The sequence below is a fragment of the Neobacillus drentensis genome, assembly GCF_021560175.1.
GTDB classification, from domain to species: Bacteria; Bacillota; Bacilli; order Bacillales; family Cytobacillaceae; genus Neobacillus; species Neobacillus drentensis_A.
The window spans coordinates 1,906,079-1,931,184 of the sequence record NZ_CP091110.1 but is presented as its reverse complement, the minus strand read 5'-3'; the positions used below and the strand labels follow the sequence as shown (position 1 = coordinate 1,931,184).

General features: G+C 40.5%; 23 protein-coding genes. 1 reads left to right on the top strand and 22 read right to left on the bottom strand.

Features of this window, described 5'->3' with window-relative positions:
- Positions 1 to 10: 10 nt before the first annotated feature.
- From tcuA to L1999_RS08930, 18 genes are all read right to left on the bottom strand, one after another.
- Complete coding sequence (gene tcuA, locus L1999_RS09015; RefSeq protein WP_235743227.1) at positions 11 to 1,510, bottom strand: FAD-dependent tricarballylate dehydrogenase TcuA; 1,500 nt, start codon at positions 1,508 to 1,510, stop codon at positions 11 to 13.
- Positions 1,511 to 1,569: 59 nt separating this feature from the next.
- The gene (locus tag L1999_RS09010; protein ID WP_235743226.1) at positions 1,570 to 2,523 is read right to left on the bottom strand and encodes a VOC family protein; all 954 of its coding nucleotides are present in this window, start codon (positions 2,521 to 2,523) and stop codon (positions 1,570 to 1,572) included.
- 14 nt (positions 2,524 to 2,537) lie between these two features.
- Entirely contained in the window at positions 2,538 to 3,377 is an 840-nt protein-coding gene (locus tag L1999_RS09005; protein WP_235743225.1) for an alpha/beta fold hydrolase, read from the bottom strand.
- 225 nt (positions 3,378 to 3,602) lie between these two features.
- A complete protein-coding gene (locus tag L1999_RS09000) occupies positions 3,603 to 4,916 on the bottom strand; it encodes an MFS transporter (RefSeq protein WP_235743224.1) in 1,314 nt (437 codons plus the stop codon).
- Between the two features lie 444 nt (positions 4,917 to 5,360).
- Positions 5,361 to 7,220, bottom strand: coding sequence for a XylR N-terminal domain-containing protein (locus L1999_RS08995; protein ID WP_235743223.1), 1,860 nt, complete (start codon positions 7,218 to 7,220; stop codon positions 5,361 to 5,363).
- 92 nt (positions 7,221 to 7,312) lie between these two features.
- Positions 7,313 to 7,795, bottom strand: a complete 483-nt coding sequence (locus tag L1999_RS08990) for a flavin reductase family protein (RefSeq protein ID WP_235743222.1) — start codon at positions 7,793 to 7,795, stop codon at positions 7,313 to 7,315.
- Between the two features lie 45 nt (positions 7,796 to 7,840).
- A complete protein-coding gene (locus L1999_RS08985; RefSeq protein ID WP_235743221.1) occupies positions 7,841 to 8,794 on the bottom strand; it encodes a VOC family protein in 954 nt (317 codons plus the stop codon).
- A gap of 94 nt (positions 8,795 to 8,888) precedes the next feature.
- Positions 8,889 to 10,082: an acyl-CoA dehydrogenase family protein gene (locus L1999_RS08980; protein WP_235743220.1), complete on the bottom strand. Its 1,194-nt coding sequence runs from the start codon at positions 10,080 to 10,082 to the stop codon at positions 8,889 to 8,891.
- A 32-nt stretch (positions 10,083 to 10,114) separates the two neighbouring features.
- A complete protein-coding gene (locus L1999_RS08975; protein WP_235743219.1) occupies positions 10,115 to 10,768 on the bottom strand; it encodes a GntR family transcriptional regulator in 654 nt (217 codons plus the stop codon).
- Between the two features lie 121 nt (positions 10,769 to 10,889).
- Positions 10,890 to 11,735, bottom strand: a complete 846-nt coding sequence (locus L1999_RS08970; protein WP_235743218.1) for an alpha/beta fold hydrolase — start codon at positions 11,733 to 11,735, stop codon at positions 10,890 to 10,892.
- A 187-nt stretch (positions 11,736 to 11,922) separates the two neighbouring features.
- Entirely contained in the window at positions 11,923 to 13,179 is a 1,257-nt protein-coding gene (locus L1999_RS08965; protein WP_235743217.1) for an anaerobic sulfatase maturase, read from the bottom strand.
- Positions 13,180 to 13,266: 87 nt separating this feature from the next.
- Complete coding sequence (locus L1999_RS08960) at positions 13,267 to 15,564, bottom strand: arylsulfatase (protein ID WP_235743216.1); 2,298 nt, start codon at positions 15,562 to 15,564, stop codon at positions 13,267 to 13,269.
- 131 nt (positions 15,565 to 15,695) lie between these two features.
- Positions 15,696 to 16,895: an MFS transporter gene (locus tag L1999_RS08955; protein ID WP_235743215.1), complete on the bottom strand. Its 1,200-nt coding sequence runs from the start codon at positions 16,893 to 16,895 to the stop codon at positions 15,696 to 15,698.
- 418 nt (positions 16,896 to 17,313) lie between these two features.
- A complete protein-coding gene (locus L1999_RS08950; RefSeq protein ID WP_235743214.1) occupies positions 17,314 to 17,778 on the bottom strand; it encodes a flavin reductase family protein in 465 nt (154 codons plus the stop codon).
- Positions 17,779 to 17,792: 14 nt separating this feature from the next.
- The gene (locus L1999_RS08945) at positions 17,793 to 18,071 is read right to left on the bottom strand and encodes a hypothetical protein (RefSeq protein WP_235743213.1); all 279 of its coding nucleotides are present in this window, start codon (positions 18,069 to 18,071) and stop codon (positions 17,793 to 17,795) included.
- A 33-nt stretch (positions 18,072 to 18,104) separates the two neighbouring features.
- Complete coding sequence (locus tag L1999_RS08940; protein WP_235743212.1) at positions 18,105 to 19,526, bottom strand: radical SAM protein; 1,422 nt, start codon at positions 19,524 to 19,526, stop codon at positions 18,105 to 18,107.
- Positions 19,519 to 20,262 (bottom strand): prolipoprotein diacylglyceryl transferase family protein, encoded by a 744-nt coding sequence (locus tag L1999_RS08935; protein WP_235743211.1) that lies wholly within the window; start codon positions 20,260 to 20,262, stop codon positions 19,519 to 19,521. The genes L1999_RS08940 and L1999_RS08935 overlap by 8 nt, the downstream gene beginning before the upstream one ends.
- 62 nt (positions 20,263 to 20,324) lie before the next feature.
- Entirely contained in the window at positions 20,325 to 20,978 is a 654-nt protein-coding gene (locus tag L1999_RS08930; RefSeq protein ID WP_235743210.1) for a serine/threonine protein kinase, read from the bottom strand.
- Positions 20,979 to 21,150: 172 nt separating this feature from the next.
- Between L1999_RS08930 and L1999_RS08925 the strand changes: the two genes are divergently transcribed.
- On the top strand, positions 21,151 to 21,705 hold the full coding sequence (locus L1999_RS08925; protein ID WP_235743209.1) for a GNAT family N-acetyltransferase: 555 nt from the start codon (positions 21,151 to 21,153) through the stop codon (positions 21,703 to 21,705).
- A gap of 9 nt (positions 21,706 to 21,714) precedes the next feature.
- On the opposite strand, the gene L1999_RS08920 is transcribed toward L1999_RS08925, so the two are convergent.
- The 4 genes from L1999_RS08920 to miaB all read right to left on the bottom strand — a co-directional run bounded on the left by L1999_RS08920 (position 21,715) and on the right by miaB (position 24,912).
- Positions 21,715 to 21,915 (bottom strand): hypothetical protein, encoded by a 201-nt coding sequence (locus L1999_RS08920; protein ID WP_215040827.1) that lies wholly within the window; start codon positions 21,913 to 21,915, stop codon positions 21,715 to 21,717.
- Between the two features lie 217 nt (positions 21,916 to 22,132).
- Positions 22,133 to 22,678 carry an outer spore coat protein CotE gene (locus L1999_RS08915; RefSeq protein WP_235743208.1) on the bottom strand — a complete coding sequence of 182 codons (546 nt, stop codon included), beginning with the start codon at positions 22,676 to 22,678 and terminating at the stop codon, positions 22,133 to 22,135.
- A gap of 232 nt (positions 22,679 to 22,910) precedes the next feature.
- Positions 22,911 to 23,366: a YlbF/YmcA family competence regulator gene (locus L1999_RS08910; RefSeq protein ID WP_235743207.1), complete on the bottom strand. Its 456-nt coding sequence runs from the start codon at positions 23,364 to 23,366 to the stop codon at positions 22,911 to 22,913.
- Position 23,367: 1 nt separating this feature from the next.
- Complete coding sequence (miaB, locus tag L1999_RS08905; RefSeq protein WP_235743206.1) at positions 23,368 to 24,912, bottom strand: tRNA (N6-isopentenyl adenosine(37)-C2)-methylthiotransferase MiaB; 1,545 nt, start codon at positions 24,910 to 24,912, stop codon at positions 23,368 to 23,370.
- Between the last annotated feature and the right edge of the window lie 194 nt (positions 24,913 to 25,106).

Below are 25,106 nucleotides of genomic sequence, written 5' to 3'. Positions count from 1 at the left end.
ATCTCAACTATTAAACCATCTCTTCTTTTCCTAGATGGACAAATCGTGCAGCATTTTCGCCTGCAATTTTTCCAAAAACAGAACCTGCCATTAAGCCTGCACCACCAGGATAATTAAAGTAGAATAAGCCGCCCACCAGTTCACCAGCCGCATATAACCCTGGAATCGATTGATATAAAACGTCCTGTACTTCTCCGTTCGAATTTATTTTCAACCCGCCAAAAGTAAAGGTGATGCCGCATGTAACAGCGTATGCTTCAAATGGGCCTTCATCGAGGGTATTTGCCCAATTGGATTTCCTAACCGCCAGCCCTTCTGTACACTTGCCATCCTTGGTATTAGGATTAAACGGAATATCAGCCCGGACCGCCTCATTGTACTCCTTCACTGTTTGTAAAAATGCTTCCGGATCGACCCCGTCAAGTTTTTTGGCCAATTCCTCCAATGTATTTGCTTTGACTTTTGTTACTTGTTTGCCACGATATTCTTCCCGTAATAGACCTGACACCTTTTGATCAAATATCTGCCAAGCAAATTGCCCAGGCTGTTCCAGTATCAGCTTGCCGTATTTTGCATACGTATAGTTGCGAAAGTCTGCGCCTTCATCAACAAAGCGTTTGCCCTCTGCATTTACGATAATGCCAAATGGATAGCTTAGCCTTTGAAAGCCTTCCGTGAATTCCGGCAGGTACCGGTCTCCGCCCACCGAATGGCAGCCTGACCAGTTTCCACTGGCAATTGCACCAATATTTAATGCCATTTGAATCCCTTCACCCGTGTTATAACGGCTGCCTCTTGCATGAGCCAAATCCCATTTCGGACCTAAATACCGTGTCCGCATTTCCGGGTTGGCGTGAAAGCCCCCAGAAGCTAAGATTACTGCTTTAGCACGAACTTCCGAGGTTCTCCCTTTATGTTTAAAAATAACTCCATGAACTCCATCGTCATCATGAATCAGTTCTGTCGCCATGGCATTAAATAATACTTGCACACCCAATCGCGAGGCTTCCTCATGCAGTGACCCGACTAAACCTGGACCACCTCCGACCGATTCAGCAATCATACCGCCCCAAAATTTGAATTTACCATCCACTTTAAATGCTTGTCGGCCATAAATTGGCACAAATCGAACTTTATGGGATACCAGCCATTTCATTGTTTCAAAACTATTGCCAGTTAGGAGTGATGCGAGCTCTGGGTCGGTACGGTATTCCGTCATGCGGCACATATCATTAAAAAATTCCTCTTCCGGATAGGTTCCGAAGTCTGTGATGGCAAAATCTTCTGCAGTCAGATCAGGCATGATTTGTTGTAAGTCTTCATTGCCCTCATAAGCAAACCGAATCGAACCATGGGTGAATGTGCTGTTTCCGCCTTTTTCGGATTCAGGTGCCTTTTCCAGCACCATGACCGAAGCGCCATTTTCTCGTGCGGATATGGCCGCACACATAGCAGCATTTCCAGCTCCTATAACCACTATATCTGTTTCAAATTTTCGTATTTCAGTCACAGACCTCTCCCTTTCTTTTAAAAAAGCTGACTCAATATGGTGATGAGTCAGCACTTTAATTAAGCTTCAATGGTCGGCTTATTCATTTCCTTATCCATCACAGAATCTCCCCAGTAGGTATTACCAATCGAGTGCTCTGCTTCTGTCCACTCCACCGGCTCCCAATCGGGCTCTAGTATTAAGTAGGAACCGCTAAACAATTCGACACGGCAGCCGCTGCCAGGATCCAATACATAGAGATAAAATGCTTGAGATACACCATGTTTTCCAGGTCCGATAAAATTAATGCCGTTTTCTTTTAAAATATCAGCAGCCCTTAAAATGTCTTGGGCGTTATCATGCCAATACGAAATATGATGCAGTTGGTTTGGTGTTTCTGCCTGCGGTCTCGAGATAACGGCAATATCGTGAACCAATGGAGTGACACTCATCCAGCCTGCCACTTTTTTGCCATTATTGTATTTCACATATTCACGGAGTTTAAAGCCGAGCTGACTCCCTAAGTAATCAATAATTTCACCAACATCCATCGAAGTAGCAATATTGACATGATCAAATCTTCGAGGCGAACAGCCGCGGGCCCATGATTTATAGGTCTGATTTTTCAAGACGGATCGTCTCTTTTCATCTGCCTTCGGTTTTTCTACGTCATAATAGATTTCGAAAGAATGCTGACTTGGCAGTTTAAATCGGATGGCCCGTCCTTGCCCTGTCTCTTCGCCTGCTTCAATCCATCTGACTTCTGTTCCAGCCTTTTCTAACAACTGCGCAAATCCTTCTACATCCTCAGGACGCTTGGTTCTCCAAGCAATGTGGTCAATATAGCCTCGGTCCCCCGCTGTAAGGGAAAGCGTATGATGTTCAAAGTCGCCCCAAGCCCGCAAATAATAGATCCCATCTTTCTCTTCGGTTACTTCCAAGCCTATTACATCCCTGAAAAACCACAATGATTTTTCAAGGTCAGGTGTAACAAGAGCCACATGTCCCAGCTTTGCAATTTCCGGTAAAGTCATCCCCAAAACCTCCATTAGAGTTTATTAGAAAAATAATCTTGGATTAATTGATTAAAACTATCTTTCTGTTCAATTTGCGTCCAATGTCCTGTTTGACCGTAGACATGAAGCTGGACATTTGGCAAATAAGATAGCAAGTAATAGCTTGATTCAATCGAGCAAACCATATCGTCTCGTCCGTGTACTAATAAAACGGGGTGTTGAATTCGTTTTAAAGCCGTAACAGGGACAGGAACAGCAGCAGTAGCAAAGATGGCATCATTGGAGCGTTGAATTTCCGGACGCATCGCCGTTTCATAACGGGATTCTGCCAAGGCATCAATTTCCGGTGCTAGTTTTTCAGCATCATAGACAAACCAGCTCATAATCTGGCGCATTTTCTTTTCCGACGGATTATCATAGAATCCCTTTGCACGGGCAAGCTCCGTACTAAGTTTGGTATTAGGTGTCCCGCCCGGTCCCATTAGGACAACACTGCTAAACCGTTCCGGATGCTCCAAGAGTAATTCTAGAGCGATCGAACAACCTAACGAATTGCCCACTACATGAGCTTTTTGAATTCCCAATTCATCCAACAGTTCGATGATTTGATTGACCCAAAGATCGGACCAGCCCTGGCGATTCTTGGGCAGCGTTTCGGGATGGCTGCTATTGCCGAAACCAAGCAGGTCAGGAGCAAGGCAATCATAGTGCTCACTGCAGGCATTTAAGGCATAGCGCCAATTCGCCCATGCGTACACCCCCGGACCAGATCCGTGTAAAAATAAAATTGCCTCCGAGTTTCCTTCCCCTGTACGATTAAGAAATGTTTCAAAGTTTTTGGTTTTAATTACTTTTTGTTTAATCTGATCCAAATTAAATTCTCCCTTCTTTAGGTAAGGGGTTAATGAAACCCTTTACATTTCTTCATAATCTAGTTCTTGATTAAATTTTAGAAAATTGAGTGTTTTAATTCTAGAGAAAAAACCATTTGATTTAATTCAATTTTCAACTATTTTTTATTGGTTTTGGTTTAACTTTTATACATAAAAAAATCCAGGTTATAAGCCCGGACTTAAGTAGGTCACTTAATGATTCTATTAATTTGGTACTTCTATGATACCGTCTTCGGCCAGATCAGACTTATTATTAGGTAATAATTTAAGAGTTGTAAGAGTTATCAAGCTGATTAAAAGGAAGCCTGCGATGATGAACATGGCTTGGGTAAAATTGAAAACACCCATAATCATAGGCCCCACGAATCCGCCTAATGAGGAAAGAGTGCTTACTAAGGCGATGCCGGCTGGTGCCGTTGATTCAGAGAAGAAGAAAGTAATATAGGCATAAAAAGTTCCGGATATCCCATATAGTCCTGCAGAAGTAATCGAAAGCATCAATACCATCATGGGAACACTTGACACGAAGGCACAACCTAAAAAGCCGACCATCGCTACGGTTACACATGCAGCTAAATGCCATTTGTGTGAATTTGTTCGGTCCGCGTTCCAACCCGTAAACAGAATAGAGGGAATAGCTATAATGGAAGGTATCATGGCTAGCCAGCCGATCTGCAGATTGGTTGTAGAAGAGGCCGATAAAGATTTAATGATCGTTGGCATCCAGTATGACAAGGCATTAACTGCGATAAAACCAGCAATATTAAATAAAGCTAACTTCCATACTTTTGAATCCTTTAACATACCTAGATGGGAGGTTTTATTTAACTTTGCACTTAAGACTCGCTCCTTGTCCAATTCCCCTTCGAGCCAGGTCTTTTCCGCTTCGGTTAACCACTTGGCATTGGCCGGTTTATTGGTCAAATAAAATAAAACGACAATCCCCAAAAGTACGGCCGGAATTCCTTCGATAATAAACATCCATCTCCAGCCTGCTAAACCTCCCCATGAAATGGTGTCCATAATCCAGGTTGACAGTGGTGCTCCAATTAACGCACTTAACGGCAAGGCCACGAAAAATAACGCGGTTGCCCGCCCCCTCTCACGGCTTCGAAACCAATAAGTTAAATAAAGGACGATTCCAGGAACAAAGCCTGCCTCAGCTGCGCCCAGTAAAAACCTTAAAATGTATAAGTGAGTAGCGGATTGAATAAATGCTGTTAAGATCACCACAATGCCCCACGAAATCATTATTCGTGAAATCCATAATTTTGCCCCGACTTTGTGCATAATCAAATTACTTGGAACTTCAAAGATAAAATAACTGATAAAGAATAATCCTGACAGCAAACCGAATGCCTCTGCGCTTAAGGCCAAATCAGCATTCATTTCTAAGGCCGCATAGCCCATATTAACCCTGTCCAAGAAAGCCACAACATATAAGAGTAAAATAAACGGCAAAATTCTGTTCATCGTTTTCTTGACTGTACTTTTTTCAATCGATAGACCTTGATTCAATATCGTTTCCCCCTATTCATTAATGAAAACCTTTACATTTAATGATTTTAGAAAATTCAATCAACTATTACTAGAATAAAAAGTAGTTAACATCTTGTGATTTTTAACTAATTTATATTGGAAATGATTTTTCGTAAGTTTTTATTGGTTTTAATAAAGGCAGTATTAACGGATACTGTTGATTTTAAGCCATGTTGATTGGAGCGGAAGGCGGCGAAGACTCCTCGAAAATGCTATCGCATTTCCTTCGTGCGTGGGCGGATTCGAGGATGCAAATTCAAAGTCCTGCGGGAGTACGGGGCAGGGGAGACCCCGCAGGCGCAAGCGCCGAGGAGGCTCCCCGGCACGCCCGCGGAAAGCGAAGCCGCCTGGAGCGGAAATCAACATTCAAGTTTAACGCAGCTAACAAAAAAAGCACTCCTCTTGATGGAATGCTTCGCAGGATTATATATCTAGTTCCCCTAATGCCAAAAGAGAATCTAAAATTAACTGCAACTGATAACTTTGAGTGGAATCACGTAAATCTTTTTGAAGCAGGCTTTCAATTTTATTGATTCGATACATGAGCCCACTCATGGATAGAGCCAAATCATCCATCGTTTGCTGCAGCTTACCTCCATTCGCTAGAAACACATAGAGAGTTTTAACTAATTCCTTTTGTTTGGCCTCGCCTAATTTAAAGAGCGGTCCTAATTCTTGTTTGGCTATTTTCTTAATGCCGCTGACATTTTTGGAATTTATCAACACACCGACAATCCCTAAATCTTTAAAATGAATAATCTTCTTTCCTGTCGCCATCCTTAAGGCAATCAATGATTCTTCTAAGCTTTCCAGAACGCTCTCAATCTCTTCAGCGGAGTCACTTATCCCCATTTTACATTCATAGAGGGAATGCGTCGTTTCAACATGCTTTATCATTTTACCAAGATGACTTAACAGTTGAGTTGATTCGGGAATCAGCATAATAATTTGACCTCCATACTGGCCAATTAACGCTTTATACCCCTGGATATCCAAATACTTGGCAAGGGTCTCGAGAAATTGGTCGTATTGGTCTTTCTTAATCCCTGAGGTATTCCCCTTTTCCTTTAAATCTAATGCTGCCACATAAAACGGTTCCTCTAAATTAATCCCCATATACCTGCCTCGATGAATTACCTCTTCTCGGGCAGAATATTGGTGTTTTAGGATTTGCTCCAAAAAGTAACCCTTCATTTTTTCCAGAGCTTCAAAACTTGTTTTTTCATTCAAGAGAAACAGGGAGGCGGCGTTGGCTACCCGTTCAATAAACATAATGTTATTGTCTTCTGTACTAGCACGTGAACGTTTGGGATAGAGGAAGCTGCAATAGCCAATTACTTTCTTTTGGACAATAATCGGTGTGATCAGGCGTTCTTGGTGGACTGTTTTCAATCTAGTTGTTTCAGTAAACAATGGCAGACTCGAGTTGTTCTTTCGACTTTTTCGGACCAAACTATCCTTTAATTCGAGACTCAAGTTTTCGTACTCTTCTTTCTCTATTCCTGAATAAACAATTTTTTGGAAGCCTAAATCTTCAATGGAAATGGGCAGGCCTAGTAGTTTAAAGGTAATGTCAGCGATATCTTGAAGATTACTCCCATTTGAGACACTTTCCGTTAGTTTTTTATGGAATTTAGAAACCATTTCTACAAGTTTACGCTGCTCTAGCAATTGCTCGTAGGTATACTCGAGTTCTTCGATGATATTAATTTCGTTATAAAATTTTAATTCCTCTTGAATCTCAGCACCCCAATCTTCCTGCAGTCTCGCTTCGAAACAGCATTCGAGATCTCCCTTGGCAATACATCTTATTTCTTTTACAATGACACTTCTTTTGCAAACCGTAGACATATAACCGCTAGCATAGCCGGTTAACGTATGACAGGCTGGGATATCTGATTGACCATGATGCTTTAGGTGTTCGTTCGCTTCAAAGGAATCAATCCATTTTCCTTTGCCAAGAATCGATTTGATCGTGTCAGAATCGCTCATTTCGATAATTCGTTCCGATTGAATATCTTTAATATGGCCTGTGCTTAAATGAAGGATCGCAGCTTGCTGAAGGAGTTCATCAATATTGGAAGTTTTTTTCATTGCTTCCTCGGCATCGGTAACACCTAGGCTCCAGCCGTAACGAAGCAGAAATCCCTTTGCCCGTGTCATTCCTAAATTTTCAATAATCCCTTTACGTAACAGTCCAAATGCGGAGGAAGTGGTGATCATTTTTTTATTCTTTTCTTCACTAGTAGTTAGCTCCAGTATACTAGCCAGGTTCCCCTTCATGGCCACACCCCTTATCGATTAATTAGAATCGAAGCATTCTTTATAAAAGAAAGACTCCTTATCGTTTTCTACAAGGAGTCTAAAACACATCGTTATTTAAGCGTTACTGCCTCTTCTTCGGTTAATGAACGGTAACGGCCGCTGTAAAAAATGAGCGGTTCGGCATCTTCAAGCTGAATATCTGTTACCCTGCCAATAAAGAGGGTATGGTCCCCCTCCAAATGTTCGGCTGATACCTCACAAGCGATTTGGGCAACCGCACCAGCTAATACCGGCTTTCCATCAAGGCGGTCAAAAATTACCTCTCGGTGCTCCTTTAGCTGTCCTGCAAAAATCATCGACAGTTCTTGTTGATCTGCCGCTAATATATTCACAGAGAATGTCTTACTCTGTTTAATTTTCTCAAGAATACGAGCCTTTTCCCCAATCGAAATGACAACCAGCTTCGGGTCAAGTGAAACAGACATAAAGGCGTTCGCTGTCATTCCATGTACATCTCCATCCACATCAGTGGCAATCACCGTAACACCTGTTGCAAATTTCCCCATTGCTGTTCGATATTGACGATCATCCATCCCGTTGTTCCCCTTTCTATCTTTAAACTTTGTCATCTTGAAACGCTATGCTTCTATTGTTGGATTGTTTTCTGGCTTATTGTCCATTTGATCGCCCCAGAAGGTAAAGCCGATATCCATCTCATCCAATGTCCATTCGATTGGCTCCCAGTCAGGTTCAAATATTAAGTAACCGTTTGTAAACAATTCTATTCGTAATCCGCTGCCTGGATCGATAGCGTAGATATACATAGCTTGTGAAATTCCATGCTTACCAGGTCCTTTAAAAAAGATTCCATTCTCTTTTAAAATATCGGCGGCTCTTAAAAGGTCCTGAGAATTATCGAGCCAATAGGAAATATGATGGATTTGGTGTGTTGTTGGTGAGAATGGATCATGGCTGACAGCGATATCATGAACCAATGGCGTTACACTTAACCAAGCCCCCACTAACGAATCATCTGGTGCTTTTACGTATTCTCTCATTTTAAAGCCTAATTTCTCCTTTAAGTAGTCGGAAATAACATCCGCTTTGAGAGACGTTAACAGGTTTACGTGATCAATTCGTCGCGGCGATACCCCGCGAGCCCATGATTTATAGGTTTGATTCTTCAAGACGGAACGTTTTGATGGCTCAGCTAACGTTTTTTCCATATCATAGTAAATTTCAAAGCGGTGTTCACTCGGTAATTGAAAACGGATGGCTCTACCTTGACCGGCCTCCACTCCCGCCTCAATCCAAGTAACTTCGGTACCTGCTTCTGTTAATAGATTTGCAAAACCTTCTACATCCTCAGGGCGCTTGGTTCTCCAGGCGATATGGTCGAGATGATTTTTGTCTCCCGCTGTGACTGAAAGGGTATGGTGTTCAAAATCTCCCCAAGCACGTAAATAATGGGTCCCGTCTACCACTTCAGTTTCTTCGAGGCCGATGACATCCTTATAAAACCAAAGTGATTTCTCTAAGTCTTCCGTCACTAATGCGACATGTCCTAACTTTGCAATCTCTGGTAAACTCATATTAAATCCTCCTAGACTATTATTTATTAGGGAAAGCCCTTACATTTTTATAAAAAATATGCGCTAGCCTGTTGCCATGCTCTAGAAGTATTGTTTATACAAAATAAGTGTTCGGTTCCTGTCCGCATAGTATTCTGCCGTACGTTTCTATTAAACTGGATGGGGTGATAAAGCCGTGTAAATGCATCGTCAAGAAATCCCGATAAACCCTTTGTAATGCGTTCGTCTCATAGGTGAACATCGAACCCACTCCAGCAACAAGGAGATCGATCGCTTCCTTACATAATTGGTTTACATAACCAAAGTCCGCTTTCACTTTGACAATTTCATCTTTATCCATTACGATTCCCCGGTCTGCATAGTCATCAATCTTGTCTACAGCCCGGTAAAGATGAAGTTCTGCCGAATCAATTTTAAGCTGTGCCTGCGCAACCTGCAGATGAGTGATCGGTGCCTCGTTTTGCTTACTATAGAAGGTGTTCCCAATCCCAGCCTTTGGAAGTCTCTCCATATATAAATCCATTGCAGCCTGAGCAAGTCCTAATGCCGGGGCAACGATCGATAAGGTTAGTGAAGGCACAAAGGACGAACGATATAAACCCACATCCTTAAGCGGGTCAATTAAATAATGACCTTTACTTGCCAGACGGTCCAACGACACGCGGTGTTCAGGAACAAAGACGTTTTGGATTTTGCAGCTATTACTGCCCGATCCCTTAAGACCCATTACATACCAGTCATCTAGTACTTCTAATTCGTCCCGTGGAATTACCATAATCGCCATCTCGATTCCGCCGTTGTCATCGACAAGCGGGAAGCCAAAATAGCACCAGTCAGCGTGGGGACTGCCGGAAACAAACGGCCATTGTGCTTCTTCAATAAAATAGCCGCCATCTACCTTTTTAATATTGCATTTGATTGGCTTAAAGTTACCGGCCAGCACTACATCTTTTCCAGGAGGGTAAATTTCGCTTAGTGCCTTTTCACCAAACGTATATGAGATCATATAATCCCGTATATTACTTAACGCCACAAACCAGCCAGCCGATCCATTTCCTCTAGAAATTTCCGTTACAACCTCGGTATAGGTCCGCATATTGGTTTGAAAACCGCCAAAGAGATGGGGGCGTAACACTTTAAGGGTACCTTTATTTTTCATTTCCTCAATAATTGCCTGGGGTAATGTATTTGTTTTTTCAATTTCCTCACCATGTTCCCGTAATGTTGGGATTAGGGACCGAGCATTCTCCACCAATTCTTTTTTTAATTCAACCACACTTTGCTCCATTAATAGGACCTCCTGGATTAGTAGTTTTTGGACTAGCTTAGGATACGCCGCTTTAGTTCAATGCCCTGATATTTTTCACCAACCAGCTTGGCTACTCGGCGCATATGTTTTTCCATCAGATTTTTAGCGGACTTGCTATCATTTTCCTTCAAGTAATAGAAAATCATCCAATGCTCGGTTTGTGATTGTTGCCGCCGGTCACTTGTGAATAAGTCCTCCGGGTTTCCGACAAAATTCAGATAATCCCATAGCTGCTTTGCTAAGTTGAAGGTAAAAGTTAACTTAGAGGCTTCATAGATTGTACGGTGAAAGTCAATGTTGAGGCTGTCATATTCGTCAGCAGACAATTCCGGTTGATCCATTCGTTCTAAGATGGACTCCATATAAGTAAATTCTTCTTGCGTTAATAATAATGCGGCCTGCTCGGTCATCAATGCATCCAGATTCGCACAGACTAGAAGACGTTCTAATACTTCTTCAGGATCAGGTCTTTTCACATAGACCCCTACCTGCGGCACAATCGAAAGAAAGCCTTCTTGTTCCAGCTTGGATAGCGCTTTGTGTACGGGTGTCCGGCTCATCTTTAAGGTCTCGGCAATTTCATTCACATTAATGGCGGTATCGGGCTCTAAAATTCCTTCGATAATTAATCTTTTTATATAACGATAAGCCTTTTCAATTTTCATCACATACACCTACTAGTTTTCAAGAATTTAGTTACCCCTATATTATGGTAATTTTTTCATGAAGTCTATTATTATCTAAACTACTAATATTAGGGAAGCAACGGTGTATGGGAAGTTGATTTTAAAGTTCACCGTTGAAAAAATCGGATGTTAATTTAATAAATCTTTCTTTTTGCTCTACCTGTGCCCAATGGCCGCAGCGTTTAAAAATGTGGAGTTGAGCATTTGGCAGATAGTCCATAACATAAAGACTGCTTTCCATTGGTACGAATCGGTCTCCATGTCCGTGGATTAGTAAGACCGGATGGTCCATTTGTTTTAAGGCAGAAGGTGGGATTAGCATATCTGAAAGATGTGATTTGGTGAAATTTTCCTCGTAAGATCTTCGTACTTCCGGTTTTAAAAACATTTCTAATCGCTCGGCCACAATGGCGTCGAGCTCATTTTCAAGCACGCTTTTATCATATAAGAACCAGCTTAATAAGTTTTTAAAGGCTACCGGATTAGGATCCTTATGGAAGTTTGCCAGTTTGGCAAGCTCTGGAGTTGGTTCGGTTAAACCACCGCCTGCCCCCATTAAGACTACACGATCAAACCGATTTGGAGCATACATGAGGAGATGAAGAGCAATCACACCTCCAAGAGAGTTTCCAACCAAGTGGGCTTTGTCGATTTCTAATGTGTCCATTATAGCCAATACTTGCTGCACCCGCTCACTCATCCATTCAGCGCCATTTTGGGGATATTCATTAGGATGATCGGTTTGACCGAACCCAAAAATATCAGGTGCGACTACATGAAATTTTTCTTTAAAATGCGGTAGGATATGCTTCCAATTTGTGTTAGCACTTGCCCCTGGTCCGCTTCCATGAAGAAAAATAATTGTTTCAGAAGGCTTTTCTCCACCCTCATGGATGTAAGTTTGGTAGTTTCCAGTCTGAATTTTCTTGGTTTCAACAAATGTCATTCGTTTACCTCCGTTACCAGAATTATGTTCATTATTCATAACTAAAATTTTAGTATTAGAATTTACCACTGTACAAAGGGTGAATACCCTAATTAAAGCGCTTTCTCTAATTAACTATAATTTTACCTCTACTAATCTTTCCTTGTCAATAAATTCTAAATATTTTTTCTTTATAAGGTTTAGCCTACTATTTTTTCAAGATAAGCGGTCTTTCAATAACCTTCATTACATCGGATGCAGGTAGTCCATTTTCAATTAGCTGGACTATGACCTTCAGATATCGGTGTATATGGTGAAAGTACTTTTTGTAGCCTGCACACAAATAATTTAGCCCAGGTTCCCCATCGGGTGTGTGGAGGAAACGATGCTTAGGGCATTCTCCATTACAAGCAAAACGAACTTCGCAAGTTTGGCAGTATTTAGGAAGTGAAGTCTTTTTATTCTCACCAAATACGCGCTGTTGATTAGACTCCATCATTTCAGTAAAGGTCCCATCCAGAATGTTACCCAATTTATATTCCGGGTACATATAGTGGTCGCAAGAATAGACATCGCCATTATGTTCTACCATTGCTGCCCTGCCACAAGTTTCAGAAAAGATACAGGATGTTGAAGGCAGCCCTAGCCAGGAGGTTAGTGCGTGTTCAAAATTCATTACATGTACGGTACCTACGTCATTTCTCACCCACTCATCAAAAATAGCAATCAGAAAGTCTCCATATTTCTCTGATTCGACCGTCCAAGAGGAAACGGTTTGTTGTAAATCTTCGTGATTAACAGGTGGCGGTGTTGCATGACGGAGACCCAGTTTTTTTGCCTCCACATCCGGCAATCGTTCCACAATTGGAATAAATTGAATAAACGCTGCACCTTGCTCTTTTAAAAAATGATAGATTTCAAGGGGATAGTTTGAAGAGTAGCTCGTTACACAAACTAATACATTAAACTCGACCTTGTATCTTTTTAAAAGATGTAAGGCGTGTTGAACTTTTTGAAACGTCGCCCCTCCCCCCCTATCTACCCTGTAATGATTGTGAATATTTTCTGGTCCGTCGATACTTAGTCCCACTAAAAAATGATGTTTTGCTAAAAATTCACACCACTCCTCATTTAATAGAGTACCGTTAGTCTGCAATGAATTCGTAATTCGCTTGCCTTTGCTGTATTTTGCTTGTAATTCTACCACTCTCTTATAAAAATCCAGCCCCATTAAAGTCGGTTCTCCCCCCTGCCAAACGAAAGGAATATCGATCACCTTTTGTGAGGATATGTATTGCCGAATAAACTCCTCTAAGGCCTCCTCTGACATGTGAAGATACCTGTTACCCGTGAATAAAGCCTCCTTTTCCGTATAAAAACAATATTTGCAATCTAAATTACAGATTGGGCCTGATGGTTTTGCTATTATGTGAAATCCCTTATCTTGCTCTTGAACGCTGCTCATCTAACTTCCCTCACTTCTAAAATTTAAGCCAGTAACAAATTTGAATGTTACTGGCTTCTGTCCTTTGATTATTTAATAGACCTTATCCTAATTTAGTTGATAAATCACTTTCTCTATTTCCCCTGTGAATTTAAACTCACCTTCATCTTTGTATTCCGAACTAACTGGATAAAGCGTGTCCTTTCCAATATCCAACCCTTCAAAGGCAATTTTATATTGATGGGTGTGCTCAATTGTTCCTTCGCCTACTTCCTGCCCATTAATAAATATATGACCTATGCCTTTATTTGCTTCCGTTTTCGTAAAATCGTAGCGAATAGTGGATGGACCAGTAGGTACCTCACTATTGGATTGAATTCTATAGACAGCATTTCCCATGTTGTATTCGTAAATGAGCTTTTTATTTTTAATATATAATGTATAGCCGCTTTCGTAGCCTCCTAATGCAAGGAGAACACCATCATCTGAAGCCTTATTACGATTTATTGGGATTGTGATGGAATACGAGCGATTTATGATAAAGGGGGAAGCGGCCTCGGACAATCGTGACATTCCCGGATAAAACGTGAAGCTATTCTTAGCACGGTTAGAATCTGAAGGAATCGTTAAAAAACCATTTCCTGCTATATCTGTCATTGGGAAAACTCCGTACTTTCTGGCTTCCTTCTCCCATAAGGCTTGTAACTCCTTTAGCTTTTTTGGATATTTGGCTGCGAGATCTTGGGTCTCAGAAAAATCCTCCGCTGTATGATAAAGCTGCCAGTTATCATTTTCATAAGGGTCACCCGACTTATGAAGGGCCACCGCTTTCCAACCGTCTTCATAGATGGCACGTTGACCATTGTTTTCATAATATTGGACATCCCTGCCGGAAGCTTTTGGATTGTCAAATGTGTCAGCAAAACTTTTCCCTTGAAGGGGCATTTGTTTTACTCCATTAATTTCCTTTGGCAAATCGATTCCTAAAACATCATATACCGTTGGTGTAATATCACTTACGTGAAGGTATTGTTTTCGTATGCCCCCCTTATCCTTTATCTTTTTTGGATAATAAATGATCAATGGTGTATGTACACCGGCCTCAAAGGTTGTGGCCTTATAAAATTTGAATGGGGTATTACTTACTTGTGCCCATCCTGTCGGAAATTCTGCTCCTGCTCGATCGCTTCCAATATCGTCTATATGTTTAACAACATCCGCTAACTTTTCTGGTACGTCGTTATACGGTAATGTATGATTGATGGAACCCGTATTTTTCCCCATGGAACTCGTCCCGTTGTCTGATAGAAAGACAATCATGGTATTATCCAATTCACCTAAAGAGCTTAATTTATGGATAAACCTGCCTATTTGCTCATCTGTATGCGTTAAAAAGCCGGCATACGCTTCTTGGAAACGAACAAATACCTTTTTCTCCTCGTCTGAAAGTTGCACCCACGGCTTTACACCTGGATTCAGTCCAGTTAATTTGGTGTCCTTTGGGATAATCCCTAATTCCTTCTGCTTATTAAATCGGTCTTCACGGATTTTATCCCAGCCCTTGTCGTAAACCCCCTTATACATATCGATATACTTTTGAGGAACCTGTACGGGTTGGTGCTGTGCTCCAAACGATAAATAAAGGAAAAAAGGTTTATCCGGATTTACAGATACTTGGTCCGTCACATACTGGTCAGCTCGATCTACAATATCTTCTGAAAAATGATAGTTTTCTTTTTTAGGTACATCTACTGGACTATTATCTTGTATAAGTTCCGGTCTGTATTGATCACCGGAATCCTCAAGAAAGCCATAAAAACGGTCAAAGCCCTTTCCAAGCGGCCAATTTTCATAAGGACCTGCAGGGGTAACTTGATGCGCAGGTGCTAAGTGCCACTTACCTAAAGCATAATTGTTATAGCCATATTCATTTAGTACTTCAGCAATCGTGCCCGCCTCAGGATAAATTCGGCCACGTTTATTAGGATAGTCAGGGCCCATATCAAAATTAGCTACTGTCGACATTCCAATGTCATGAGGATTTCTTCCTGTAAGTAAAGATGCACGTGTTGGTGAGCAAACTGGTGTGACATGGGAATTGTTGTATCGCAGTCCATTTTCCGCTAACCAGTCTAGGTTTGGAGTTTTAATTTCTGATCCATAGCTGCCAATATCAGAAAACCCGGAGTCATCTAAAACGATATAGACGATATTTGGTTTAGACGAATTTTCTCCATTTTTCTGAGTTTTATTTTGTTCGTTGGTCTTTGTTTTTAAAACTTCTGCTTTTACTTCCTGACCCGTGATCATTTTAGAGGAACAGCCTGACATTAAAGCTAAAGCAGAAGCTACAACTGTCAACTTTTGAAACGGTGATTTTCTTAGTACCTTTAAACCTTTATCCACTAAATCCTCCTCCTAAATATCTTCATGGGCTTAACCTTTCAACCTCACATCCCATCAAAGAAATTATTAAAGCTAAAATAATGAAAAATGACCGCATTATTTTAGCTTTAAATATTAGTATTTTTCTAGTCTTACTGTCCGATTGGAACCTCTACGTCACTTTTTGGTGCTCTAATTGACAACGCCCAGATCAGCGCCAAAACAACTAAACCTGCCGCACTTACCGCTAATGGGAATCTGCCAATTCCTTGATGAAACAGATTTTGAACTACTTGGAACCCAAATGGCCCCAGAATTCCGCCAAGTCCTTGACCGACAACAACTAAACCAGCTCCGGATGCGGCTCCAGCCGGTGTAAGCTCGTTAACCTTTGTAAATACTCCTGGAAGTCCAACTCCCATCCCAAACCCGCCGACTAAGCTTCCGGCAAATATAACTGGCAAGGAAGGTGCAAAATAACAAATCGCCATCCCAATTCCTGTCATGATGACTGCAATCGGCAAGTAATAATTCGGAAGTTTATGCTTGATTTTCCCGAATAAAAACCCGGCAAGCAGCGTTCCAAAAGTAAAAACAGAGATTGCCAAGCCCGCCTCAGTTGCACTTCCTAATTTATCTGCTTGAATAACAACGGAAATATTCGTAACATATCCAAAAATGAGTCCTGAGAATAAAACCTGTCCAAGGCACACCCAATAGATTGCTTTTGGTAATTTCACTTTTACACGAGTTTCATTTCCTGCTGATTCAATTGGCAGTTTCTTTTCAGGCTCCGGTAAATAAAGAATCGTTACAGCTAAGATCCAAATCGGGAAGAGGTACGTTAAAAACCCATATTGCCAGCCATAAGCATCAGCTAAAATCCCACCAACTAACTGGAAAAAGATGGCCCCGATACAGGCAATCGTAGAGGTCCCAAAGCCAATTAAGAAATCTCTTTCTCTGCCTTCAAAGAAATCAGTAATGACATCCACTGATAAAGGCATGGTAATCCCTACACCTAACCCTAAAACTCCCCTCATCGCAATAATCAATGGCAGACTGTCCATAAATGTTGGCAGCGTACCACCGATGATGAAGAGACCTAGACCAACAAAAAGAAGTGTTCTTTTCTTAAACGTTTTGGAAAGTTTGCCATAAAAGAGGGCTGGTACTATTTGAATTAATCCTGGAAAGGTTGCGACTAGCATGACAATCGTCGGGTCGTAGTCTGGAAATGCTTTAATAATATCTGCCATGATCGATCCTGCTACCCCTGCAGCTACATCTTGAAATGCAAGAATTACAACCAAAAACTTAAGAAAATTTCTACTGATTGTCTTCATTGCCATTGTGGAACCTCCTATAATCTAAAATAGATGCAAAGATGTTACCCAGAGGTGATGATACAGAATAGTTTTCTGTTGTTTTGCCGGCCACCAAGAACAACAGAAAAAAAAGTTTTAGCTTACCTAAGCTAAAATTTCAACCTTAAAGATTTCAGATGATTACTGAATAAAAACGGTAAAAAAAGCGCTTTCTTTTACTAACTGTAATTCTACATAGGCCAAATATACTTGTCAACATATTCTAAATATTTTTTATTTTCAGAACAAAAATCATTATTGTACTAAAACACAAAAAAATACGCTGATTCTTTCAGCGTATTTTTTATCCCGACTATCTAATAAACTATTACGAATAAACTTACCATTCACAGCGTTATTTAGCGTTTAAGCTTTAAAATTAGTAAAAAACTATTATATGAGCTTATTCTTCTGCCAGCGCCCGGTATTTTCCACTAAAATAAATGAGCGGCTCAAAATCTTCAATGTGGATGTCCGTTACCCTTCCGATAAACAGGGTATGGTCCCCCTCGACATGTGCCGCCGAAATTTCACAGGCAATCTGTGCCACGGCACCAGCTAATACCGGAACCCCGCTTAACCGCTCAAATTTCACCTCTTGCTGGTTTTTTTGCTGCCCCGCAAAAATCATCGATAGTTCCTGCTGCGAACGGCTTAGGATATTAACGGAGAATTTTCCGCTTTGGTTCATTTTTTCTAACATTTGTGCCCTTTCAGAAATAGAGACTACCACCAGTTTTGGACTGAGTGATACAGACATAAAGGCATTCGCCGTCATGCCATGCACGCTGCCCTCGACTTCCACAGCCACAACGGTTACCCCTGTGGCAAACTTGCCCATTGCATTGCGAAAGTGACGATCATCCATCCTGCTTCTCCCCCTCATCCTCCTAAATTGGTTATTAAAATTCCAGCACAAGCTGAAAATAACAGTATATTTAGCCCTAAGCCAATTAATGCCCCCTGCCCTAAGCGTTTCTTTCCCATTGAGAAGGATACAATTGGGAAGACGATAAGTGCAATTCCAGCAAGCAGCATATAAGGAAGAGTTAGGGTGGAAGAAGCTATTAATAATAATACACCCAGAAGGTATATACCTAGCGCAATCCCTATTCCCAACCATAGTTGCTTTAATGAACCATCGTTTTGATTCTTGCTCAATGAATGACCCCCTAATTACATTTTGAAAAAAAATTATTCTGCCTGAATGTAAGTTTTCCCCTCAAGTTCAGCCTGAATTTTCTTTAATTCCTGCTCTTTATCATCGCGGTAAAATAAATTATAGGTATCAAACGGAATAATTCTCCCATCCGGGTGTGCGATATGAACACAGGATTTCTTGACGGAACGGACATCGAAGTTATATGCATCTAAAAATTGCATGATAATCACCCGAAATACATTATCATAACCAATTTGTCCCGGCATTGATACCTTCGGCAGACAGCATAAAAGATCCTGTAAGGATAATGCCGATGAATCTGGTGAATGATTCAGGGAAAATAATTTAAAAATCATCTCCTTTATATGGTCATCTTGTTCAAATACAATCGTATTTCGTTCACCTTCTAAGAGAATGTTAGGATCAATTAGACCGGTTAAGGGCGTAACCGAATCATTTTGTTTTAACGCATAACCCATTGCTAAACAATCAGGGTGACATGGGACAGGAATGATATCCTTTGGGCCAAACACTTCCGATTGATCGATGATCATCTGCCGCACTTCACTTAACGTTAACCGGTTCGTCGCTGGGTCGTATTCTTCCAATCTCCCTGCCGCTTGGATTGGCTGAAACGTTACCCCTCTCACACATCTTTGTTTCAGGCCATATTGAATGATGGTTCCAACCTCGTGATCATTCAATCCCTTCTTAAGGGTCACTACTAAGGTCGTCGAGATATTATACTCATTTAAATTTTCGATTGCTTGCTTTCGAATGTCCCTTAGGTCCACTCCCCTTAGCTCCTCAAGTGCCTCTTTTTCAAAACTATCAAATTGAAGATAGATTTCAAAGCCGGGAGAATAGGCAGCCAGGCGTTTCACAAACTCCTTATCGGTCGCAATGCGAAGACCATTTGTATTAACCATTATATGACGGATAGGCCTTGATTTTGCCAAATCAAGAATGTCAAAGAACTGGGGATGGATTGTAGGCTCCCCGCCGCTGATTTGAACAATATCAGCATGCCGTTCATTCTTTATAATATTATCAAGCATAAATTCAATTTTATCTAAGCTGCGGAAACTGCCTTTTTGCGGTGAGGATTCGGCATAGCAGATGGGACATTTCAAATTACAGCGTTCCGTTATTTCTAACAGAGTTAAACAGCTATGCTGCTCATGATCCGGACAGAGGCCGCAATCATATGGACAGCCATACTTAATGGGGGTATTCCAGCGGTAAGGCATTTCGGATGGTTTGATAAACTCCCGGCACCATTTATAATAGGCAACATCGGTCGATATCAGTACTTTCTCTCGCCCATGCTGAAAGCAATTTTTCACCAAATAGACCTTTTCATTTTCGATGATCACTTTCGCTTCTACTTTTCTTAAACAGGTGGAACAAATACTATTTGTCAGCTCATAAAATAAATAGGGGCGATTAGGCATGAATCTCTCTCCTTTTTTCGGTTTGTTTTTTTAAGACAAGCGCTATGTAATAGATGATTCCTAGTAAACTAGCAAGTTGAATGTTGTTAAGAATAAAGTATGGATGCGGGGTTGGTTTGATAAAATCAATCAAAAAACGGAAGATTAAATAACCAAGCATAAATAATTGAAACAACCAGCCTTCCCAGCCTAGCTGTTTTCTTTTTAAATAGGTTAGCGTGATGATGAGTAAAAGTAAGAAAATGATTTCATATAACTGGGTGGGATGACGTTTTATTCCATCGCCAAAATCAATTCCCATTATCCAAGTAGTTGGAGTCCCATAGGTATGATCATCTAACCCGGTTAAAAAACAGCCGATTCGACCAATCATCATGCCTATTGTTAATGGCAGCACAAAGTCATCACCGGTCGATCGTGTCCAGCCAATGCACTTTTTGGCACTTTCAACACCAATGAGTCCGCCTAATAACCCGCCCACAATCGTCTTCCCTTCGACTAAGTAAATGATATTATTCCAGTTTTCAACCGTTTTCACTGGGCTTTCAAACCAATATAAAACTTTTGAGCCTATCGCAGCACCTAATGTTGCACCAACGACCACCCAAATGGCTTTATCTAATGGGATTCTTTCTTTATTTCTTGTATATAAATAAACCCTGAATCCAATAAAATAGGCCAGAGATTCGAACAAGAGATGTGGGTGGATGCCAAATAGATAGACAGGAAAATGCACGTTACAGTCTCCTTCCTGTAAATAGATACTATTCTATATTATCAGAAAACTAAGTGGATAGTTTATTTTTTCCATTTTCTTTTTAATCTTCGATACATCCGATAACCTTTACGAATTCCGTCAACGACTGAAAAAGGAATGGGCGGATGGTATTTAAACAGAAAAGGCCGATAAATTTTGTAATAAGCCTTTTTCAAATCGTCCCACTTTTGGCAATAGCCTTGTTTATAAAAATCAGATACATCCACTATATAGCCTCTTCCCGCAAACATTACGACATTCTTACCATGGACATCAAAAGGATTTAAGCCGACTGATCGGGCATACTCTAAACCATCCTCAATATCCTCAATGACGAGCTTAGGAATCTGAATCCCTTTTATCAGGGCATTAAATAACGTGATGCCTTCTAGCTTTTTTAAGACCAAGTAATTTTCTCCATAAGCATAAAGTCTTGAAAAGGTTTCATGTATCCCTAATTTTTGATAAACCTCCATTTCGTTGACAAGCTCCGCATGATTTCGGCCATACACTTTTACTACTAAATCCGGGTAGGACTCATGTAAGAAAACTCCTGCATAATTGCCACAGCCAATCGTCTTCCATGAATTGGAGCGATTTTCCACCACGATTGGATCAAATGGATTTAACACAGATAAGTTTATATTCGGCAATAATTCTGTATCGATCAGGTTAATATACTCTTTAATGTTCATTTACACACCTTCTACCATTCTTGACTTTCGTCTCTTTGTTTGCATTTTACCAAAAATATTCATCCATTGTTGGGTTTAGCCTAGATATTTCTATTCAGCCAATATACAATTAAAGAAATATTTGCTCTGACTGCCATTATAGATGGAAACGGTGAAAAAAAGAGGTGTGTCGATGACTTTTCCGATTTTGGAAACGAAGAGATTAAAACTAATTGAACTAACCCATCAACATATGAATGCGGTTTATGAGATACTATCATTAGATGAAGTGACTCGTTTTTATGGAACCAGTCCCTTCACCTTACAAGCAGAAGCCACTCGATTAATTGATATGTTTCACAAGCACTATTTGGATAAGCGGGGAATTCGCTGGGGAATCAAATTAAGGGAGAATCAAAGAATCATTGGTACTGTTGGTCTAAACGTTCTCAATCTTAAAAATAAACGGGCAGAAATCGGCTATGAGCTGCATCCCGCTTTGTGGAGACAAGGGTTTGCAGCCGAGGCTGTCAGTGAAGTCATTCGGTTTAGTTTTGAACAGCTGGGATTATATCGAATCGGTGCGATTGTTTATCCAGAAAATATTGCCTCCCTGTCATTACTGGATAAATTAGGTTTTAGTCACGAAGGGTTACTGCGAGGCTATATGTTTCAAGAGGAACAGTTCCATGATACGTTTATGTTATCGTTATTAAAACCAGAATGGGAAAAGAGCCAGGAAAAATAATCCTGGCTTTTATTCTTCAAAGTAATCCTTTACAGCTTTTGGGTCTTTTACTTCTTCATCCTGATAATAAGGATTATTTTCTGTTACGTTTTTCGGGTCAAGATTCGTTTTGATCACGATCATGGGCGTTGGTGTACTTTCAAGAATAATCCGATCATTTAATTGATCAAAATCAGGCATTTTTTTATTTCCAGTTTGTCGCGGCTCCATATTAGCACCTCCTAGAATCTAGCTTGCTGAGTTTTTCAATAATCATTCATCAAACTTACATCCAGGCAGAATTCTTCAGAACATCCGCCAACCGTCAAGGTCCTCAGGGCGCTGCTCTACCATTTGGGGCTTCGTTTATTCTGTCAGTCTAAAGCCGGAATTTTTTTCATATGTTAATAAAAAGAAAAAACTAGGAAGTGTTACCTTCCTAGTGTCCTTACTCTTCTTCCCCGCCAACTAAGAAATCTGGGTTTAATTCCTCAAATTCTTCGTCATCCACATCTAATCCCCAATCATCATCTTTGTCTTTGCAGGCTTCTAGGCTTACTCGGACACATACCTTCGTTTCGCCTATAACCTCGACAAGGAATTCCCTTTCGACATGGACGATGATGCGGTTACCATTAGGGGAGATGACGGCTTCACAGCAGTTCGGCTGTTGCAGCACTCGAGCACAAATTTCATTGTCATCAAGGCAGTCATGGTCACGATACTTTAACTTAATGGTGTCTTTGTATTGAACGCATTCAGTTACAACCTCTGTTTTGGTATTATCATTATATGAATACCAAACATTGATATCATACGAGCCATGTATCTCTACCGTTTTGCCCACTTTTTTCGCTTTGTATTTATGGTTGATGATCCAACAGCCAAGAATACTTGTTGGATTATGCGCCGGGCTAATCGTATGATTGGACTGAGTGAATTTACGTCCTTTCGCTACTACGGCCTTTGTAATTATCTCTCTATATTCTCCCATTTCGCGCGAACCCTCCTCATTCATTTTCATTTCATCGTATGCGTGAACTTAGACTAGTGTGATATATAATTTTGTGAATACTGGTTAAAAGTTTAGTCATGCTTCATTTTATGCGGGATTTATAGGTGTGTGACTTACAATACCTGTACTTTAAAAAGGAAGATGATGGGGATTTTGTCTAAAAAAGAACAAAAAGAAAACCAGACTTCATTGCGAAGTCTGGTCAGTTATTTTAATGGTCGTGATCACAGTCGTTATGGTTATCACAAGCCCCGCCGCCATTTTTCAAGCTTGAACCTGTTTCCCCCATTAATACATCCCCGCCTGTTGAAAGGATGATTTCATCGGTAACCGTATTAGAAATAGTGGAAGCAATCAACTGAAGTAGTTCATTTACATCTAATTGGGATTGTTTGAAATCCTGAACTACTGGAATCTCATCCAATTCCTTTTCGATTGTAGTGATTTTATCTTCAACCTTCTTCAATGCTTCTGATTTACCATAATGCTGTAAGTTCACAGCCTGCTTTTGCAGTCCCTTAATATCAGAAATTAACGTTTTAACCTTTTGATTTTCATTAATATGAGCTTCTGCCCGTTTAAAAAAATCTACTTCGTCTGTTTCTGCAATCATTCGAGCTAGATCTGCTGCACGAGCGACGATATCGTCTTTTGTATACTTCGCCACTTTATTTCACCTCAACTGGTTCTAATTCTTCAACCATTTCTCCATTTAATGACCATGTTTTTGCATCTGTAATCTTTACTTTAATGATTTTTCCAATCGCTGATTTTGGTGCGATTACATTTACAAGCTTATTTCTCGTCGTATAACCTGCAAGGACGTCCGGATTGTTCTTACTTTCCCCTTCGATCAATACATCAACCGTTTGACCTACATGCTTCTTCATGGCTTCTAACGACAGCTCATTCACCAAATTGTTTAATCGTTGAAGACGTTCTTTCTTCACTTCTAACGGAACATTATCTTCCATTTTTGCAGCTGGTGTACCTTCACGTGGGGAATAAATAAAGGTATACGCCAATTCGTACCCTACCTCACGATAAAGTGACATTGTCTCTTCAAACTGCTCATCTGTTTCATTGGGATAGCCAACAATGATATCGGTTGTCAGGGCAACATTTGGGATCGCTGCCTTAATTTTTCTTACTAGCTCTAAATATTGTTCTCTTGTATATTTACGAGCCATAATTTTTAAGACATCAGTTGAACCTGATTGAACTGGAAGGTGAATATGATCCATTAGGTTACCGCCCTTAGCAAGAACCTCAATCAAACGGTCATCAAAGTCGCGCGGATGGCTTGTAGTAAAACGGATTCTTGGAATATCAATTTTACGTAATTCATCCATTAGGTCTCCTAGACCATAGTTCAATCCTTCTAAGTCTTTCCCATATGCATTTACGTTTTGACCTAGTAAGGTAACTTCCTGATAACCTTGTGCGGCTAAATGGCGTACTTCCTGGATAATTTCTTCTGGTCTGCGGCTCCGTTCTTTTCCACGTGTATACGGAACGATACAATAGGTACAGAATTTATCACAGCCGTACATAATGTTTACCCATGCTTTGATTTTCCCACGACGTACTTTTGGAAGGTTTTCAATGACGTCGCCTTCTTTTGACCATACTTCGACAACCATTTCTTTTGACATGTAAGCTTCATTCAAAATATTTGGAAGGCGGTGGATATTGTGTGTGCCAAAAATCATATCCACATGATGATAGGTTTTTAGAATTTTATTAACAACCGATTCTTCCTGTGACATACAGCCACAAACGCCTAGGAGCAAGTCCGGCTTTTCCAACTTTAGTGCTTTTAAATGTCCAAGCTCGCCGAAAACTTTGTTTTCCGCATTTTCACGGATCGCACATGTATTAAGAAGAATAACATTCGCATCCTCCGTGTTGTCGGTTGGTTCATAGCCTAATGCAAGAAAAATCCCTGCCATGACCTCCGTATCATGCTCGTTCATTTGACATCCATAAGTACGGATATAGAACTTACGGCCTTCACCCATTCCACGAAACTCTTCAGGTATCGCAAAGTCATTATGATACTTTACTTCTTCCTTACCACGTTTTTTCGCATCTTTTAAAGAAGGTGCCGTAATCACTTGTTCGAAGTATTTGCTGTAATCCTTGGCGGATTTTTTGTCCGAAGAATTAGCAGTTGCTACTTGTTGACCTTCTAATCGTTGTTTTTCATTCATGTTCATAAACCCCTTTCTTTAAAAATAACCTCAAATGTCTATTAATTTTCCAATTGTTATTTATTACCTGTGCTTACTATGAAAGTCCACACATTATAATAGTATAAAGGTTTACATGACTGAAAACAATAGAAATCCCTGTCAACACGCGAGTTATCATGTGAAATCAGAGATAAGAAATATTATTAAATAGA